Origin of the sequence: Blautia liquoris (genome assembly GCF_015159595.1) — a bacterium.
GTDB classification, from domain to species: domain Bacteria; phylum Bacillota; class Clostridia; order Lachnospirales; family Lachnospiraceae; genus Novisyntrophococcus; species Novisyntrophococcus liquoris.
This window is the reverse complement of the sequence record NZ_CP063304.1, coordinates 335,234-353,139: the sequence shown is the minus strand read 5'-3', so window position 1 is coordinate 353,139 and position 17,906 is coordinate 335,234. Positions and strand designations below refer to the sequence as shown.

General features: G+C 43.9%; 17 protein-coding genes and 1 pseudogene. 2 read left to right on the top strand and 16 right to left on the bottom strand.

Translation table 11 applies throughout. The features are described from left to right. Window positions 1-45 precede the first annotated feature (45 nt). From INP51_RS01675 to INP51_RS01615, 13 genes and pseudogenes are all read right to left on the bottom strand, one after another. A complete protein-coding gene (locus INP51_RS01675) occupies window positions 46-876 on the bottom strand; it encodes a sialate O-acetylesterase (protein WP_193736033.1) in 831 nt (276 codons plus the stop codon). Between the two features lie 156 nt (window positions 877-1,032). After that, window positions 1,033-1,356: pseudogene (locus INP51_RS01670) on the bottom strand (acetyltransferase); the annotation flags it as partial. Window positions 1,357-1,505: 149 nt separating this feature from the next. Beyond that, complete coding sequence (rpsI, locus tag INP51_RS01665) at window positions 1,506-1,898, bottom strand: 30S ribosomal protein S9 (protein ID WP_193736031.1); 393 nt, start codon at window positions 1,896-1,898, stop codon at window positions 1,506-1,508. An 18-nt stretch (window positions 1,899-1,916) separates the two neighbouring features. After that, entirely contained in the window at window positions 1,917-2,345 is a 429-nt protein-coding gene (gene rplM, locus INP51_RS01660) for a 50S ribosomal protein L13 (protein WP_193736030.1), read from the bottom strand. A gap of 171 nt (window positions 2,346-2,516) precedes the next feature. Further along, on the bottom strand, window positions 2,517-3,278 hold the full coding sequence (gene truA / locus INP51_RS01655; protein WP_230406849.1) for a tRNA pseudouridine(38-40) synthase TruA: 762 nt from the start codon (window positions 3,276-3,278) through the stop codon (window positions 2,517-2,519). Further along, window positions 3,272-4,075, bottom strand: coding sequence for an energy-coupling factor transporter transmembrane component T family protein (locus INP51_RS01650; protein ID WP_193736029.1), 804 nt, complete (start codon window positions 4,073-4,075; stop codon window positions 3,272-3,274). Before INP51_RS01650 ends, truA begins: the two co-directional genes overlap by 7 nt. Beyond that, window positions 4,068-5,903, bottom strand: a complete 1,836-nt coding sequence (locus INP51_RS01645) for an energy-coupling factor transporter ATPase (protein WP_193736028.1) — start codon at window positions 5,901-5,903, stop codon at window positions 4,068-4,070. The genes INP51_RS01650 and INP51_RS01645 overlap by 8 nt, the downstream gene beginning before the upstream one ends. Then, complete coding sequence (yihA, locus tag INP51_RS01640; protein ID WP_193736027.1) at window positions 5,903-6,484, bottom strand: ribosome biogenesis GTP-binding protein YihA/YsxC; 582 nt, start codon at window positions 6,482-6,484, stop codon at window positions 5,903-5,905. The genes INP51_RS01645 and yihA overlap by 1 nt, the downstream gene beginning before the upstream one ends. Further along, window positions 6,481-8,826: an endopeptidase La gene (gene lon, locus INP51_RS01635; RefSeq protein ID WP_193736026.1), complete on the bottom strand. Its 2,346-nt coding sequence runs from the start codon at window positions 8,824-8,826 to the stop codon at window positions 6,481-6,483. The genes yihA and lon overlap by 4 nt, the downstream gene beginning before the upstream one ends. Window positions 8,827-8,846: 20 nt before the next feature. Further along, complete coding sequence (clpX, locus tag INP51_RS01630; RefSeq protein WP_193736025.1) at window positions 8,847-10,133, bottom strand: ATP-dependent Clp protease ATP-binding subunit ClpX; 1,287 nt, start codon at window positions 10,131-10,133, stop codon at window positions 8,847-8,849. Between the two features lie 74 nt (window positions 10,134-10,207). Continuing rightward, window positions 10,208-10,789 carry an ATP-dependent Clp endopeptidase proteolytic subunit ClpP gene (clpP, locus tag INP51_RS01625; RefSeq protein ID WP_193736024.1) on the bottom strand — a complete coding sequence of 194 codons (582 nt, stop codon included), beginning with the start codon at window positions 10,787-10,789 and terminating at the stop codon, window positions 10,208-10,210. Window positions 10,790-10,822: 33 nt separating this feature from the next. Beyond that, window positions 10,823-12,109, bottom strand: coding sequence for a trigger factor (gene tig / locus INP51_RS01620; protein ID WP_193736023.1), 1,287 nt, complete (start codon window positions 12,107-12,109; stop codon window positions 10,823-10,825). 109 nt (window positions 12,110-12,218) lie between these two features. Continuing rightward, on the bottom strand, window positions 12,219-12,767 hold the full coding sequence (locus INP51_RS01615) for a DJ-1 family glyoxalase III (RefSeq protein ID WP_193736022.1): 549 nt from the start codon (window positions 12,765-12,767) through the stop codon (window positions 12,219-12,221). A 135-nt stretch (window positions 12,768-12,902) separates the two neighbouring features. Between INP51_RS01615 and INP51_RS01610 the strand changes: the two genes are divergently transcribed. Both INP51_RS01610 and INP51_RS01605 read left to right on the top strand, forming a co-directional pair. Then, window positions 12,903-13,358 carry a CYTH domain-containing protein gene (locus tag INP51_RS01610; RefSeq protein ID WP_193736021.1) on the top strand — a complete coding sequence of 152 codons (456 nt, stop codon included), beginning with the start codon at window positions 12,903-12,905 and terminating at the stop codon, window positions 13,356-13,358. A gap of 241 nt (window positions 13,359-13,599) precedes the next feature. Beyond that, entirely contained in the window at window positions 13,600-14,604 is a 1,005-nt protein-coding gene (locus tag INP51_RS01605; RefSeq protein ID WP_193736020.1) for an ABC transporter substrate-binding protein, read from the top strand. A gap of 112 nt (window positions 14,605-14,716) precedes the next feature. On the opposite strand, the gene INP51_RS01600 is transcribed toward INP51_RS01605, so the two are convergent. From INP51_RS01600 to INP51_RS01590, 3 genes are all read right to left on the bottom strand, one after another. Beyond that, window positions 14,717-15,208 carry a hypothetical protein gene (locus INP51_RS01600; protein ID WP_193736019.1) on the bottom strand — a complete coding sequence of 164 codons (492 nt, stop codon included), beginning with the start codon at window positions 15,206-15,208 and terminating at the stop codon, window positions 14,717-14,719. 12 nt (window positions 15,209-15,220) lie between these two features. Beyond that, entirely contained in the window at window positions 15,221-16,411 is a 1,191-nt protein-coding gene (gene tig / locus INP51_RS01595; RefSeq protein WP_193736018.1) for a trigger factor, read from the bottom strand. A 69-nt stretch (window positions 16,412-16,480) separates the two neighbouring features. Further along, window positions 16,481-17,839 (bottom strand): polysaccharide deacetylase, encoded by a 1,359-nt coding sequence (locus INP51_RS01590; RefSeq protein WP_193736017.1) that lies wholly within the window; start codon window positions 17,837-17,839, stop codon window positions 16,481-16,483. Window positions 17,840-17,906: the final 67 nt, after the last annotated feature.

Genomic DNA, 17,906 nt, shown 5'->3' with positions numbered 1-17,906 from the left:
GAAATAATCCCACCCGATAAATTGGAATTTGTTGCTGCCATATCCCTACGAAAAAGCCTTCATCAACTCTTCATAAGAAATCTTTCCCAAGGTAAATCTTTCTAGTGTTATATATGTTTTTTCCGCTGAAGTATTCACTCTATTATGACATTTATCCACTAACTCTTTTTCATTTGTTAATGGTTCATATATATGCTCTTTTTTATGATATGCTTCATAGTATCTTATGCCAAATATTCTCTGTGACATAGCATTGATATGGATACCGTCTGGGTTAGATGTAAGTCCTTTAGCAGTAACATAATAGCAATTTTCTTTACCCTGTGCATATTTTTTTAGTTCTTCGTTAATGAGTTGATATTCCACACACCCTGCACCAAATGCCACCTTACCCAAATAATTGCCCAAACCACCTATAATAAATGGAATATTAGGTACAGATAATTCTCTTCTTATTTCATTAAAGATTCTTAATATTTTTTCATAGTATTCTTTGTATTTTCCATCTTGGCTATCACTTTCCCCCTGATGCCATAGTATTCCTGCCAATTCGCTATCTTCCATTGCAAATTTAGCTTCATTTATTGCGTGACGAAATAATGTTCCATCTATCGACCACTCATCAATGGAGCTACCACCTTCTGCACATGGAATGAGACCAATTTTTTCTCCCTTATTATCCTTACACCAAGCTTCTGCAAATGATGCCGCAAGCCCCACGCCCGCAACTGGTCTATCAAAATGAATTGGTTCAGTCATCATTTGCCATCTGCCATTTCTCAACATCATAATTCTTTCATTATAAATCGGAGGCACTTCATGTGTAAATCCACGACCTGCCATATTTGATTGTCCAATTAGTAAAAATGACTTCATTCTTTTCTCCTATCTACTAAATATTGATATTAATAAATTCCTATTTGTCTACATGCTTTATAAAAGAACTATTTATTTCATTAATTTATCTAACCCTGCTTCCGATGTTAGCTTTTCAAGATTATTAAATATCTTCTCTTCGTCCCAGTTCCACCATATTGCAGGGGTAACCTTTTCCCACCCGCATCCAAAGATATTAAACGGATAGGTTGTAATTCCGTCCATCCTGTGGTTTGCTCCATTCATGATAAACTTGACACCCTCGGCTATTGCACAGAACCTGCCTATTATGAGTTTATCCCCCAGAAATTCGTAGTGGTGCTCTATATTATCATAAAATTTCTCCGGAGAATTCTGATTATCGCTATAATAGGTATATTCTCCAATCTCAACATTGGGTCTTTTAGGCAGGTTACTTATATAGCAAACTGTCTTTATATTTTTATTCGGATAAAGTTTTTTCTTGTCTGGTCCGGTCATAGAATGATTCCTCCTTTTTCAAATCTTATAAATGCAGATAAATCAGTTTAGCTGATTAAGTTCAATCTCTTATCTTTGATATCTCCGGACATAGACAAACCCCGGAAACCATTGATTTTCCGGGGTTTGTCGAGCCTTTGGGGCTTTGATTATCTCTTGCTGAACTGCGGCGCTCTACGTGCTGCCTTGAGACCGTATTTCTTTCTTTCTTTCATTCTTGGATCTCTTGTCAGGAATCCGGCCTTCTTAAGGGTCGGTCTGTAATCGGCATCTGCCTGAAGCAGTGCTCTTGAGATACCATGTCTGATGGCACCGGCCTGTCCAGTGTATCCTCCACCATATACATTAACCAGAACATCGAACTTGTCAGCTGTCTCTGTCGCAACGAGTGGCTGGCGTACGATTGTCTTTAATGTCTCAAGTCCAAAATAATCATCTATACTTCTTTTATTGATTGTAACTTTACCTGTACCTGGTACTAAGTAAACTCTTGCAACCGATGTTTTTCTTCTTCCAGTTCCGTAGAATCTTGTGCTATCCAATGTTTTTTTACCTCCTCCTTAAAATGTTAATACTTCCGGTTTCTGAGCCGCATGAGGATGCTCAGCACCAGCGTATATATGAAGTTTCGTAATCATCTGTCTTCCCAGAGGTCCTTTTGGAAGCATACCTTTGACTGCATTCTCAATAACCTTCTCTGGTTTCTTTTCCATCATATCTCTCAGTGTGGTTTCTTTCATTCCACCGACATATCCGGAATGCTGATAATATATTTTCTGGTCTAATTTCTTACCGGTTACATTGATCTTGTCAGCATTTATAACAACTACATAATCTCCTGTATCAACATGAGGAGTATATTCCGGTTTATTCTTTCCTCTTAAAACCTTCGCTACCTCTGATGCCAAACGACCCAGAGTACAACCAGCGGCGTCAACTACATACCATTTTTTTTCAATCTTATCTGGATTAGCCATAAAAGTATTCATGGATTTACCTCCTGTAATCATTTTCCTTCACTTTTCAGATATATGTTAAAACACCCACCGGGGCTTGGCTTAGGTATTTACATACATTGTCACAATAATACATTATATTATACTCAGCCGGGCGTGTCAACTGTTTTCTTCACCTTTCGCCAGGTCCTGAGGTATATTCTTCTATTCCCAGTCGGGATAACAAATTTCAACCAAAGTCAGTCCTTGCGCTCGTGCGGTCGGTCCTGCCGCTCTTCGATCTTTTGCAGTGAGAATCTTTTGGATCTGTTCGGGTCTGTAGTTTGCTTTTCCTACTTCGAGCAGGGTTCCCGCTATAATGCGAACCATATGATAGAGGAATCCATTTCCCGTGACCCGAATATGAATCATATCGTTCTCCTTCCACAACCGTATAGAATTGATGGTACGAACAGTGGTTGTCACATCTGGGGATTCCGTCGCAAAGCTCTTGAAATCGTGCTCCCCCACAAGATAAAGGGCTGCCTGCTGCATCGCTTCAAGATCCAGTTTTCCATACCAGTGGAAGGAGTAAAGCCTTCTCGTGGGATCTGCAAAGGTTCGGTTCAGAATCTGATATTCGTAAGTTTTGATAGTCGTCGTGAATCTGGGATGAAAATCCGTCGGCACTTCTTCCGATCTCTGGATTCGGATATCCTCCGGGAGTCTTGCATTCAGGGCATATGAGAACTTCTCCGCCGGTATCTGAGATGTCGTGTCAAATACTGCTACATTTCCCAGGGCATGGACACCTGCATCCGTCCTACTGGCCCCTATTGTCCTGACATCTTCACCCAAAAGATTCTTAAGTGCCTGATTCAAAACATCCTGAACTGTAATGCCATTGGACTGAATCTGCCACCCACTGTAATTTGTGCCGTCATAGGCAATTGTCAGTTTCACACGCATGGTTTTCACCTCTACCATCCAAGTACCACACGGCAGGTGATACTAAGGCCCAGATAGGCGGCGAGCACGCCATAGGCGGCGTAATCTCTCCTCTTATATCTTAACGGTTTCATCTGCGTCCTTCCAAAGCCACCGTGATAGCAACGGGCTTCCATGGCAAGTGCCAGATCATTTGCCCTGCGAAATGCTGACACGAAGAGCGGTACTAAAAGCGGTACCATGTTTTTTACCTTTTTAAATATATTACCGGTCTCAAAATCAGCTCCTCTTGCAATCTGCGCTTTCATAATCTTATCAGTTTCTTCCAGAAGGATCGGGATAAAGCGAAGTGCAATCGACATAATCATCGAAATCTCATGCACGGGTACGTGGATCACATCCAATGGTTTCATAAGACGCTCCAGACCGTCTGTAAGCTGGTTTGGGGTCGTAGTAAGTGTCATCACTGAAGATCCCATAATCAGATAGATCAGGCGAATCCCCATTCTCGCTGCAAGGCTGAGTCCTTCCTTTGTGATCTTGATAATACCAATCTTTACAAGTACCTCCCCGGGTGTAAAAATCATGTTAAAGAACAGCGTGATTACAAGAAGTACCACAATCGTCTTTAAACCTTTGACCATGAAGCGAAAGGGCACCTTCGAAAGTATGATAACGCCGCCTAAGAACATAGTTCCAAGAATGTAGCCCCAGCTCTTAAACAGAAAAAGCGATATGATATACACAATTGTCCCGATAAACTTGACTCTGGGATCCAGTCTGTGCAGAACAGAATCTGCCGGGTAGTATTGTCCTAATGTAATATCTCTAATCATTCGTTTGTCCCATCTGTATCTTTTTTTCGAATTGATTGACGGCTTTAAGAATTGACTCCTTTGCCTCCTGCACCTTATCGCAGGTGACATCCACAGACAGTCCCTGATCTTTTAGTGCATGCATGATGTAAGTCACTTGCGGCGCCGCAAGTCCCATCTTTTCCAACTCTTTATAATGAGAGAAAACCTCTTTTGGGGCCCCGTCAAACGCCTTTTTTCCTTCATTCATGACAACAAGACGCTCTACATACTTTGCAATATCCTCCATGCTGTGTGAGACCAGCACGATCGTGATTCCCCGCGTCCTATGCAGCAGGGCGATCTGATCAAGGATCTCATCTCTTCCTCTCGGATCTAGACCTGCAGTGGGTTCATCCAGCACGAGAACGTCCGGATTCATGGCCAGAACGCCGGCAATTGCCACTCTTCGTTTCTGTCCGCCTGACAGTTCAAACGGAGACTTCTCATATAAATCCTCTCCCACTCCGACATGTTCGAGTGCCTCGATCGCCCGTGCCTTGCACTCATCCGATGTCAGCCCTTCATTCTTCGGTCCAAAGCACACATCGGTCAGTACGTCAGTCTCAAAGAGCTGATGCTCCGGATACTGAAATACGAGTCCTACATGAAACCGCAGGCTTCTGAGATCATAGTCTTCTGCCCAGATGTCTTCTCCGCTGTACAAAACTTTACCACCGGTTGGTCGGATCAGACCATTCAAATGCTGAATCAAAGTCGACTTTCCACTTCCCGTATGACCGATAATTCCCAGAAACTGCCCTTGCGGTATCTTAAGATTCACATGATCCAGGGCATGAATCTCATATACGGTGCCCGGACTGTAGGTATACGTCACATCTTCCAACCGCAAAGATCCCTGATCATCACTTGAATCCTCTTGGGATTCCAGTGCATGATCCAAAACACGGTTCTTCGCTCCATCAACTTCTGTATCTTTTGCACGGGCTTTCTCTTGCGCACTTTGAATACCGGGACTTTTGATCAGTTCTTCAATTGTAAGAACTCCTTCCGGAATGTCAAGCCCGGACTTTCCCAGTTCATGGGCCAACAAAGTTACCTGCGGGACATCAAGACGAAGCTCCTTTAATCGGTCGACCTGTGAGAAGATCTCTCTGGGTGTTCCCTGCATGACAATCCGCCCCTTATCCATCACAAATAGATGATCCGAATGGACGACTTCCTCCATATAGTGTGTGATCAGTATCACGGTCACACCCTCTTCCTGATTCAAATCGAGGACAGCCTGCAGTACTTCTTTTCTTCCATTGGGATCCAACATGGCCGTTGGCTCATCGAGCACGATGCACTTCGGCCGCATCGCCATGACCCCTGCGATCGCAACCCTCTGTTTTTGTCCTCCTGAGAGTTTATTCGGAGACTGGTGTCTGTAGGCAACCATTCCAACTTTTTCAAGACTTTCATCAACCCGTTTCCAAATTTCGTCTGTGGGCACACCCATATTCTCAGGGCCAAATCCCACATCTTCCTCCACAACCGTGCCGATAATCTGATTATCTGGATTTTGAAAAACCATTCCAGCTCTCTGGCGGATCTTCCAGACATCCTCCTCTTCGGAAGTATCCATGTTCTCGACCCAAAGTGTCCCTTCCGTGGGAACAAGAAGTCCGTTCATGTGTTTTGCCAGTGTTGATTTCCCGCTGCCGTTATGACCAAGAATTGCGATAAACTGTCCTGCCCTGATATCTAAGTTCACATCCTCGATCGCACGGGTAACTTCTGGATCCTGATCTTCATCATTGTATTTGTAATACTCAAATCCTAATTTTGACGCTCTAATAATCCCCATCAGCAGAACTCCTCGATTAAGTCCCAGATCTCATCACGGCCCTGTTTTGTCTGGGCGGAGAATGGAATAATTGGTGTTTTCTCCGCCACATCCAGCCCTTCGCGGATTCGTTTCACCTGTTTTTGTATCTGGCTGCGCTTAATCTTATCTAGTTTTGTCGCAATAATCACCGGCTGATATCCCTGATAACTGATCCAGTCATACATCGTCTTGTCATTTGCTGAGGGATCATGACGGATATCAATCAGAAGGAATACAGCTTTTAAGGTCTGCGAGGAATGCAGATAGGATTCTATCATATTTCCCCACTTTTCCTTAACGCTCTCAGAAACCTTCGCATAACCATAGCCTGGAAGGTCAACCAGATACATCTCTTCATTTACATGATAATAGTTGATCGTCTGTGTTTTACCCGGCTGTCCGCTTGTCCTTGCCAGAGCTTTTCTGTTCATCAGCGCGTTGATAAGCGATGATTTTCCCACATTCGACTTCCCGGCGAATGCAATCTCAGGCTGCCCTGTGTCAGGAAGCGTGCTTGTAATTCCGCATACAAATCCCAGCGATACCTGTTTTATAATCATGATACATTTTCCTCTATTTTCTCGGTCTTGGGCCATATCACTACTTTTTCTAAAATCTGATCTATCGACTTTACAAAGCAGATCGCAAGGCCATCTGTTATTTCTTTATCCAATTCTTCCACATCCGGACGATTTTCATCGGGGACAAATGCAGTTGTAATTCCGGCCTTTTTTGCAGCCAGAAGTTTTTCCTTCAGCCCGCCGATTGGAAGCACTCTTCCTCGCAGCGTAATCTCTCCGGTCATTGCCACATCCTGCCGAATGGGATTCTTTGTGATCGCAGATATCATGGCTGTCACCATTGTCACGCCGGCAGACGGACCGTCTTTTGGAACTGCCCCTTCCGGAATATGTATATGAATGTCATTTTCTTTAAAAAAATCATCAAAGATACCATACCTTTTTGCGACGGAGCGAATATAGCTGATTCCAGTCTGTGCGGATTCTTTCATAATATCTCCGAGACTTCCGGTCAGGAGAAATGCACCTTTGCCAGGCATAACATTCACCTCAACCTCCAGTGTGACACCTCCCACGCTCGTCCAGGCCAGTCCGTTCACGATTCCAATTTCGGGATTCTTACCCATCTTTGGAATCGTATATCTGGGCTTTCCAAGATAGGCTTCCAGATTATCTGTGCGCACATCGGACACTGTCTTTTTTTCTTCCAGTATCAGACGCGCAGATCTTCTGCAGATCTGGGCAATGCTGCGTTCCAGACCTCTGACACCTGCTTCTCGTGTATAGGAAGAAATCATGTGTTCCAGAGCATCATCGTGGATAATCAGCTGCCCCTTTTTTATACCATTTGCCTTCATCTGCTTTGAGATCAGATGTTCTTTTGCGATATGCATCTTCTCGTTTTCTGTATAACTTGAAATCTCTATGATTTCCATTCGATCGACAAGGGGCCGCGGAATTGTCTGGATATCATTCGCTGTGGCAATGAACAGAACATCCGACAGATCAATCGGGATCTCAATATAGTGATCGATAAACTTACTGTTCTGTTCCGAATCCAGGACTTCCAGAAGTGCTGAAGAGGGATCTCCTTTATAGTCTGAACCAATTTTATCGATTTCATCCAGAAGCATCAATGGATTCTTCACTCCGGCCTGATGCAAACCTGCGGCAATTCTTCCCGGCATGGCTCCCACATAGGTTCGCCTGTGTCCTCTGATCTCAGCCTCATCGCGGACTCCGCCCAGGCTGATGCGGATGTATCGCTTCTTCAGTGCCCTCGCGACAGACTTTGCGATGGAAGTTTTTCCTGTTCCGGGAGGTCCCACCAGACATATAATCGGCGCATCCCCTTTGCGTGTGAGCATGCGGACTGCCAGTGTTTCCAGTATCCGTTCTTTTACCTTAATAAGTCCATAATGATCCTCCTCGAGGATTTTTCTGGCCCTTGACAGATCTTTCGTTTCTCTGGAGGTTTTATTCCAGGGAAGACCCAGCAGGTTTTCAATATACCCTCTGCTTACTGCTCCCTCTGCAGGGTTATTGCTCACGTTTTCATAGTGATCGATTTCTTTATAAATCTGATCCATTACTTCTTTCGATGCCGTAAGTTTTTCGGTTTCCTCCCGAAATCGGTCAATATCGGCTTTTGCACCGTCACCGAGTTCCTCGCGAATCACCTTCATCTGCTCTCTTAAGATGTAGTCTTTCTGGTTCTTATCAATCTGACTTTGCATCTTCTGCTGAAGTTCACTTTGTATTCCTCTGATCTGAATCTCTTTTGTCAAAATCAACCCCAGCTGTTCATACCGGTCAGCAAGACTTGCTGCCTCTAAGATCTTCTGCCTCTGCTGATACGTCACCGGGATATTGATCGAGATCTGATTCATCAGCTGCACAATGTCATCATTTTTAAGAATCTCTTTTTGCAGTTGTTTGCTGATCCGAGGATTATCCTTCCCATAAACAATAAAAAGTTCTTTCATACTGCGAAGCATGGCTTCTTTGACATCGTCATCCTCGATTCTTTCACAATCCTTTATCTTTTCAATCTCGGCCTCAAGATATTCCTCTTTCTCCCTGAGTTGTTTCAATTCTGCCCGATCTTCGCCCTCCGCCAGAATCCGCAGTACACCTTCCGGCATCTTTACAATCTGTTTAATCTTAGCTATGGTACCAACTTTATACACGTCAAACAGACCCGGATGTTCAACCTCCGGGTCACGCTGCGTAATTAAGAACACTTTCTGATCAGAACTCATAGCGGATTGAACCGCTTTCACGGATTTATCTCTGCTCACATCAAAATGAACAATCATATCCGGCAAGATCGTTACACCTCGAAGTGTAACCGCCGGCATCACTCTAATCAGGTTACTCATCTGTACTCCTCAATTCTTCATCAAGCCGTTTCCGGTCTGCCTTTGCGTCTGCTTTGTTTCCTTCTCGGGATAGGAGCGGCCTCTCCATATTCGATAACGGGTTCTCCCTTCCTGCCCACCACATCAGCGGTGATTTTGCAGGACTTAATCGTGTTGTCTGACGGAGTCTCATACATCAGATCCATCACAGTTCCTTCCATGATGGATCTTAATCCCCTGGCACCGGTCTTTTGATCCATCGCCTTTTTCGCCATCGCTTTCAGTGCATCTTCATCAAATTCCAGTCTGACACCATCCAGTTCAAACAGCTTGCGATACTGGTTTACCAGTGAATTTTTAGGCTTTGTGAGAATCTGAATCAATGCATCTTCATCCAAAGCATCCAGCGATACAACCACCGGCACACGCCCGATAAATTCCGGAATCATCCCGTATTTTACAAAATCCTGCGGCATGATCTGCTTTAACAGTTTTCCTACATTCTCATCTGTCTTCTCCGAGATATTTCCGCCGAATCCGATGGCTTTCGTATCCTGACGAGATGCGATCACCTTTTCGATTCCGTCGAAAGCTCCACCGCAGATGAACAGAATATTCGTCGTATCAATCTGAATAAACTCCTGATGTGGATGCTTTCTTCCTCCCTGCGGCGGCACACTTGCCACGGTTCCCTCCAGAATCTTAAGGAGTGCCTGCTGCACACCCTCACCAGAGACATCCCGGGTGATGGATGCATTCTCCGATTTCCTTGTTATTTTATCAATCTCATCGATATATATGATGCCGTGCTGTGCACGTTCCATATCATAATCAGCAGCCTGAATCAATTTTAGCAGAATGTTCTCCACATCTTCGCCGACATATCCGGCCTCGGTAAGAGCCGTAGCATCGCCGATCGCAAACGGCACATTCAAAAGCTTTGCGAGTGTCTGGGCCAGCAATGTCTTTCCAGATCCTGTCGGTCCAAGCATTAGAACATTGCTCTTTTGAAGCTCCACTTCCGATGCCTCCTGAGCTAAAATTCTCTTATAGTGATTATATACAGCCACGGACAGCACACGCTTTGCCTCGTCTTGTCCTATGACATATTCGTCGAGATATTCCTTAATCTCTTTTGGTTTCATAAGATTAATATCATCTGAATCAGTCATCTCCGGCTCATAATCTTCTTCGATGATCTCGGAACATATCCCTACGCATTCATCACAGATATAAGCTCCGTCGGGACCCGCAATCATCTTTCTGACCTGTTCGTCGGTCTTTCCGCAAAATGAGCATCTGACTCTGTCATTTCCCTTTACTGCCATATTTTACGTATCCTTTCCCTTCCATTTTTTTAACAAAAGGGCGCTGCGAATGCAGTACCCCTTTCTGACAATTCTTATCTGTTCGTAATTACTTTATCAATCAGACCATAGTCCAGAGCTTCCTGAGCGGACATATAGTTATCACGCTCGGTGTCAGCCTGAATTTTCTCAATTGGCTGCCCTGTACTTTCCGATAAGATCTTATTTAGCTTTTGTTTCGTTTTCATGATATGATCTGCCACAATCCCAATTTCTGTAGCCTGTCCCTGGGCACCGCCGGAAGGCTGGTGAATCATGATTTCGGCATTTGGCAGTGCAAGACGTTTTCCTTTTGTTCCGGCTGTCAGCAAAAATGCCCCCATGCTGGCTGCCATTCCAACACAAATAGTCTCAATATCGCACTTAATGTACTTCATCGTATCGTAAATTGCGAATCCGGATGTAACAGAACCGCCCGGACTGTTGATATACAGGTGAATGTCTTTTCCCGGATCTTCTGCCTCAAGGAATAAAAGCTGAGCGACAATCACGCTTGCACTTGCATCATTGACCTCTTCACCGAGAAAAATGATGCGATCTTTTAACAATCTTGAATATATATCGTAACTTCTTTCGCCTCTGCTTGTCTGTTCTATGACATAAGGTACTAAGCTCATACTATAGCCTCCTTTTGAAAAAAACATCTATTGTTATTTTTCTACTGCACTGTCTGCCAGAAATGTAATTGCCTCCTGAACGGACAGATCCTGTTTCATCTGCTCTTTTTCATAATCGCCGATGAGGTCTTTGAATTTATCCGGTTCCATCTTGTACATCTCTGCCATGTTTTTGATTTCTTCATCCAACCTGTCATCGCCGATTTCAATCTTCTCTGCCTCAGCTATTTTCTCAAGTACCAGTCTGGACTGGATGCTCTTGAGTGCCTGCGGCTTCATCTGCTCACGGACGCTGTCCATCGTTGAACCGGTAAACTGCATGTACTGCTCCATGGTAAGTCCCTGAGACTGGATTCTTTTTGCAAAATCATCGACCATCTGATTTACCTGCGTGTCGACCATGGCATCCGGAATATCCATTGTGGCATTCTCAATTGCTTTGTCAACCGCTGCATCCTCTTTTGCGCGTTTTGCTTCTTCTTCTTTTTTACTTTCCAGATTTTTCCTGATATCGGCTTTATATTCTTCCATCGTGTCAAACTCTGAGACGTCCTGGGCGAATTCATCATCTAATTCGGGAAGCTCTTTCGCTTCAATTTTGTGGATGACACATTGAAACACTGCTTCTTTTCCCCGCAGTTCTTCTGCCTGATAGTCCTCAGGGAACGTTACATGTACATCGACAGTTTCTTCCGGATTCCTTCCGACAAGCTGTTCCTCGAATCCGGGAATAAACTGGTGAGCGCCTAAAGTCAAAGGATAATCTTTTGCGGAACCACCGTCAAAGGCAACCCCGTCTATCGAACCGTCAAAATCGATCGTAACAGTATCCCCTTCCTGGGAAAATCTGTCCTCGATTGTAATAGTTCTGGCATTCTTGTCCTGCTCTTTTTTTATTTCTTCATCCACGTCCTCATCGGTCACAGTAAGGTCTGACTTCGAAACTTCTAACCCCTTATATTCCCCGAGAGTAACTTCTGGTTTTACAGCAACTTCTGCCGTGAAGATAAACGGTTTTCCTTTTTCGATCTGAACAACCTGAATATCAGGCTGCGATACGATTGATAGTTCAGATTCGGATACTGCTGCCGGATAGTTCTGCTGAATCGTGTCATTTGCCGCATCTTCATAAAAGATACCTGTGCCATACATCTTTTCAATGACAGCTCTGGGAGTTTTTCCTTTACGAAATCCCGGAATACTGATTTTACTTTTTTGTTTCTCATATACTTTCTGGATTGCTTTATCAAAATCTGCAGCTGAAACTTCTATTGTAAGTTTCGCCATATTGTGCTCTAATTTTTCGACCTGTACACTCATGTCTTTTTTTATTCCTCCTTGAAATCTATAAAGTAATGCTCGCATCATCTCAAACTTACAGTCATTATTGCAGTATAGCATAAACATAGAAAAATGAAAAGAGCCTTTTTTAATAAACAATGCTCTTTTTTATCTCTTGTGCAGTCCTCTCATCTTTGAGCAGCCGTATAAGTTCCAAACTATAGTCGATTACCGTGCCGACTCCCCGGCTGGTCGTGATATTGCCATCTGTGATCACCGGCTCGGTATGAACCTCAGCTTTAAGCAGCTTTTCCTCCATACCCGGATAGCAGACAGCCTTTTTTCCGTCCAAAAAACTGTGTTCACCCAATATGAGTGCAGGTGCCGCACAGATTGCTGCAAGACGCTTCCCCTCATTGTTTTTGTCTTTCAGAAGTTGAATCAGAGGGCTGTAATCCGCAAGATTCTTCGTGCCCGGCATTCCTCCGGGAAGCATGAAGAGGTCCCCATCTTCAAAGTCCGTATCCATATACAACTGGTCTGCTTTGAACTTAATCTTGTGTGCCCCTTCGATTGTCTGTGATCCCATAATAGAAACCGTAGACACTGTGATGCCTGCCCTTCGAAACAGATCGGCCGGCGTCAGTGCCTCCACCTCTTCACATCCATCCGCCAAAAATATATATGCTTTTGCCATCTTCTTCATCCTTTCTGTAATGACTCTTACAATCATTACCCATCATCTTCTCTTCTTTTTACTGTTGTGTTATAATCAATCCAACAACTTCCGCCCTGGACATCATGAATATCAAAACGAAAGCGAGGAACTTATATGGAAATTGAACGTAAATATCTGATACATCAACTGCCGGAAAACATAAATCGGTATCCCCATTATGAAATTGAACAAGGCTACCTGAATACGGAACCCGTTGTCCGCATCCGCCGTCAGGGTGATGAGTATGTTCTTACCTATAAATCAAAGGGGTTTCTGTCCAGAGAAGAATACAATCTTCCGCTTACAAAAGAAGCATATGAACATATGCGCCCCAAAACAGATGGTATTTTGATATCAAAAACCCGGTATGTCCTCCCTCTTGGCCAGAAGCTTAAGATCGAACTGGATCACTTTCATAAACCCTATGAGACTCTTTATCTCGCAGAAGTGGAATTCCCAGATGAGGAAAGTGCACGCAAGTTCATACCGCCGTCTTGGTTCGGTAAGGATGTGACTTTCTCTGCAAAATATCAGAATAGCACTTTAAGTAGAGGGCAAGGGGCTGTGTAAGTTGCTCCGCGCTTTGCGCTCACGCAATCCTAACAGCATTCTAAGTCCGCCCTGGCGGGCTTCCTTTTCATGCTGTTGCGAGTTTCAAGGTCATGCTTTTCCATGCAAGCATGAAAAAGCATGACTTTGAAACTCTTGGTATCACTATACTCTTTTTTTCTTTGGGTGGCAAGTGGAGGGCACCATTTGCCCTGGTTTCTCATAGAATATAGCACCGTAATATATCTAACAGGAGGATTTTATGAGAAGAAAAACGTTAAGTTTACTAATATTTACACTTCTGACAGGCCTTATTCTCTCTGGTTGTTCAGGGAAGAGAGATTCTTCTTCGAAGGTCACACATGTCACGCTCAATGAAGTCGCACATTCGATTTTCTATGCTCCACAGTATGTGGCTATTGAGAAGGGCTACTTCAAGGAAGAGGGGATTGATCTGGAACTGGTGACGGGGTTCGGGGCTGACAAGGTATTGACTTCTTTGATCTCCGGTGAGGCTGATATTGGGTTTATGGGCGGTGAGTCATCCATCTACGCTTATCTTGAAGGTGCGAATGATGTCATCACAAACTTTGCCCAGCTCACACAGCGAGCCGGAAACTTTTTGGTGTCCAGACAAAAAGAGCCCGACTTTACGTGGGAGGACATCAAAGGAAAAGATGTACTTGGAGGACGAAAGGGCGGAATGCCTGAGATGGTCTTCGAATATGTCTTGAAGCAGAACAATATTGACCCTTTTAAAGACCTTGACATCAATCAGAGTATTGATTTCGGTTCCACTGCAGCTGCATTCTCTGGAGGCAGCGGCGATTACACGGTTGAGTTTGAACCATCCGCGACCGCTCTGGAAGAAGAGGGCGATGGATATGTCGTTGCATCCCTCGGAACAGACTCTGGATATGTTCCTTACACTTCTTACAGTGCCAAATCGAGTTATATCAAGGATCATCCTGAGATTATTCATTCTTTCACAAACGCACTTCAAAAAGGAATGGATTATGTCCAAAATCATACTCCAGAAGAGATCGCCAAAGTGATTGCCCCTCAGTTTAAAGAAACGAAACTGGAGACTATCACTACCATTGTAAAACGTTATTATGACCAGGAGACATGGAAATCCGATCTGATATACGAAAAAGAAAGTTTCGAACTTCTGCAGGATATCCTCGAAAGCAGCAAAGAGTTGTCCAGGCGCGCTCCCTATGACAAACTGGTCACTACCAAATATGCAAAAGAAGCAGTGAGATAAACAGGATACTAGAGTCAAAAGGTTATGCTTTTCATACTTGCATGAAAACCATAACCTTTTTGATCCGAATAACCATAGATACGTAACTCGATTCCAGTAGAATCCATACGGATTATCTCTGTCGGTGTTTTAACGGCTCCGGTACAATCTTATCACATGCCCCACAGTCATCCGGTTCTTTTATGTTTCTTCCGTCGCACCATAACTTCCGGGTATCCCGAAGAGGGCAGACATCACAGACGAGATACATTTTGACATCATTTAATTCGTAATCTTTGAAAATACCATTCTCGTCCATATTGATCGTATATTGCTGATGTCTGGTAAGCCAATCTTGATGCAGCTCAAGCCATTCTTTCTGTGCATCGGTCAGCATCCCCGATCTCTTACCGATCACATAATCAAGATCTGGCTGGATACTTTTTAATCCGCCGGGCGCCCGGAACTCTATCAGTGACAGATAGCCACGGCGAATCAGTTCGCTTACCGGATCCGTATCGCTGTAATCCGGTCCAAGAATCCTTCTTGCCGTCATACTATGAAAATCTTCTTTTTCATTTTTTTCAAAAAACTCACCTTCTGGTGATAGAAAGCCGTCTGCCATATCCCTTTATCCTCACTTGTCTGACGAAGTCGACGCAGTGTCTTTCGTCTCAGCCGGTACTTCCTTAATCTCTGCGGAATCCAGAATCACCTTCATGATACGTTCGCTTTCAATATAGGCATCCACCTGATCCTGACCCATCTGCTTAATAAAATCATCTTCCGATACACCATACTCTTTTGCTGTCTTTGCAAGCAAATCTTTATATTCCTGGTCTTTCTTTGTGAATTTTTCTTTTTCAGCTATTGCTTTCATGGCCATCTTACTCTTTGCAGTCTCTTTCGCACCGACGATTAGCTGTGTCTCATAATCTTCATCCGAGATTCCAGCCTGCTTTTTATATCCATCCAGATCTGTGCCCATCATTGCAGCATACTGCGAGATATAGTCCTCCATCTCTTTTTTCGAAGATTCAAGTTCTTCTTTCTGATACTGCTTTACGTTGCTGTTCTCCAAAACCTTCTGCCATGCCACATTCTTAAGAGCATTTTCATCTGTGGCGGCCGCCTGATCCGTCAGCTGTTTTTTAATCGTATCCTTATACTCATCAATATTTGACGATTTTGTGTATTGCTTTACCCATTCCTCTGAAAGCTCTGTAAACGGACGTGTGACGTTGCCTACTGTAACTGTAAAGACTACTGGCTTACCGGATAAATCTTTGTTACTCTCATATGGATCCGGAAATGTCAAATTCAAATCTTTCGTATCACCGGCTTTCATTCCGACTACTCCTTCTTCAAATCCCTCGATAAAGCTCTTCGATCCAAGTGTCAGCGGAACCGAGTCAGCACTTCCGCCGTCAAATTCTTTTCCGTCAATCTTACCGACATAGCTGATGTATGCTGTGTCCCCCATCTTAGCGGGTTCATCTTTAATCGGCGTATTACTGTAATTTGATTTTACCGCATCATCAATATCCTTGTCCGTCACTTGGGTCACTGTTTTCTCCAGTTTCAGGCCTTTATAATCACCAATTTCAATACACTTAGTGACATCTTTTTCATCCACAATTGGAAGATCATCATCTTTTGGGACCTCCTGGCTGTCTGATGATTTGCCGCCGTCCTTATCCTTGTCTTTCGTCTGGGTGCTTGCAGAACTTGTCGTGTTCTTTTCTTTTGAATCTTTCTTTCCGCACCCGGAAAAGACAAGTGCTCCGGTGCAAAGTACAGCCAATATCGTAACTAATTTTTTCTTCATTATAGTCTCCATTCAGATTTGTTTTGCTGTCAAATGTAAGTTTTATCTCATTGCGAAATCAAAGAGCGCTTACATTCCAGTTTTTTTCCTTGCCTGACGTAGATAACCGCTCCTGATCTGAAGCCAGTAATCATTCGTCTGATCGATATTGCAGAAAAACTTAAATCCCTGTGATTTCAGATACTTGTACTTCTGATTTCCGGAGGAATAATCGGTCCAACTGTCTATATCGTATCCGCCGGGATATAAAAGGATATCCGTTCCCTCAATCAAAGGCCCTACGTATTCTTCCCATTTTTCAACATCTGCTTTTACTCTGTCAAAAGTACTCGCATAGCTGATCTTTTCATAACCATTACATGCAAATTCCCAGCCTTCTTCTGCAAGTGCCTTTATAACTTCTTTTGCTCCTTCCGTCTCGGAAGGAACATCAAAGATCCCGTAATCCCCATAGACATTTCCATCTTCCATGCTTTTTCCCAGTGTTTCATCTGTGCGGTAGCCAAGGACACCGTTATACCCGGAAAGCCCCAGAATTCCTCTGGCACCGTGGTAAGAAAAGTCGGGATGATTTTCGATAAATGTATCCAGACATGGTACTACATCATAATCCCCGTCTTCCACACTCCCATCGGGTTTTTCATATTGTACAAGAACCTTTCCATCCTGTCCGACTATCATCTTCGACCCGCGGCCGCTTTTGGAAAGTTCAAACGGATAGCTCACATCATTCTGGGACAATACAAAAGGTTTTTTCCCTGCAGGAAGTCGTAATGTCCCATTCTTAAACGTTTGTTTCTTGTCTTTACTCTCAGACTCTTTCACAAGATCGTGTATGCTGACCAGTACATATCCATCTTCATACATCTTCTGAATTGTCTGATTAAACGCATCTACCGTCATCGTCTCCTGATTTGCCTGCAGAACAGATTCCTTATCAGAGGACGCAGCGGCATCTTCATCCACAACCAGTGTATTAAAATAATAATGTTCTACCTGATCCACCTGATATGTCACCATACCGGCCTCGTCTTTTTTCAGTGCCGTAACCGCCGCACTTATTGCGTCATCTTCCTCGTAATTGTCAATTCCTTTGAGGAGGCGAATCGCACCGTCATAGTCGTAACCGGCTGCCATCTTTTGTGCCTCTGCGAGTGCGTCCTGACTCTTTTGTATCCTTTTTTCTTCCCTCTTCGCCTGCTCCTGTTGTCTCTCCTTTTGCTGCTGTTCCCGCCTGTTGTTGTAGCGCAGGCACCCCCTGACTCCAAAGACGATACCTATGATAAGCAAAAGAAATACAACTACGCAGGCGGCACGAATCATTATTGCTTTCTGTCTCTTTTTTCTGCGCCTTCTCTCCCTTGCAAGACGTGCCTGCCTCTGCCTTCGCAGCCTGTCCTCCGTCTTATGCTCGTTATTTACAGCCATGATTTTCTCCTTCGTATTCGTACACCCATTGTATCACAGGCTCATGATTTCCGTCAAAAATTTATTT

Coding starts and splice junctions, on each gene's coding strand:
- tig (WP_193736018.1), bottom strand. CDS start 16,411: ATGAAGAAAAAATTAGTTACGATATTGGCTGTACTTTGCACCGGAGCA.
- truA (WP_230406849.1), bottom strand. CDS start 3,278: ATGGTAGAGGTGAAAACCATGCGTGTGAAACTGACAATTGCCTATGAC.
- clpX (WP_193736025.1), bottom strand. CDS start 10,133: ATGGCAGTAAAGGGAAATGACAGAGTCAGATGCTCATTTTGCGGAAAG.
- INP51_RS01615 (WP_193736022.1), bottom strand. CDS start 12,767: ATGGCAAAAGCATATATATTTTTGGCGGATGGATGTGAAGAGGTGGAG.
- clpP (WP_193736024.1), bottom strand. CDS start 10,789: ATGAGCTTAGTACCTTATGTCATAGAACAGACAAGCAGAGGCGAAAGA.
- lon (WP_193736026.1), bottom strand. CDS start 8,826: ATGAGTAACCTGATTAGAGTGATGCCGGCGGTTACACTTCGAGGTGTA.
- INP51_RS01645 (WP_193736028.1), bottom strand. CDS start 5,903: ATGGGGATTATTAGAGCGTCAAAATTAGGATTTGAGTATTACAAATAC.
- INP51_RS01650 (WP_193736029.1), bottom strand. CDS start 4,075: ATGATTAGAGATATTACATTAGGACAATACTACCCGGCAGATTCTGTT.
- yihA (WP_193736027.1), bottom strand. CDS start 6,484: ATGATTATAAAACAGGTATCGCTGGGATTTGTATGCGGAATTACAAGC.
- INP51_RS01600 (WP_193736019.1), bottom strand. CDS start 15,208: ATGGCAGACGGCTTTCTATCACCAGAAGGTGAGTTTTTTGAAAAAAAT.
- INP51_RS01610 (WP_193736021.1), top strand. CDS start 12,903: ATGGAAATTGAACGTAAATATCTGATACATCAACTGCCGGAAAACATA.
- rplM (WP_193736030.1), bottom strand. CDS start 2,345: ATGAATACTTTTATGGCTAATCCAGATAAGATTGAAAAAAAATGGTAT.
- INP51_RS01675 (WP_193736033.1), bottom strand. CDS start 876: ATGAAGTCATTTTTACTAATTGGACAATCAAATATGGCAGGTCGTGGA.
- INP51_RS01590 (WP_193736017.1), bottom strand. CDS start 17,839: ATGGCTGTAAATAACGAGCATAAGACGGAGGACAGGCTGCGAAGGCAG.
- INP51_RS01605 (WP_193736020.1), top strand. CDS start 13,600: ATGAGAAGAAAAACGTTAAGTTTACTAATATTTACACTTCTGACAGGC.
- tig (WP_193736023.1), bottom strand. CDS start 12,109: ATGAGTGTACAGGTCGAAAAATTAGAGCACAATATGGCGAAACTTACA.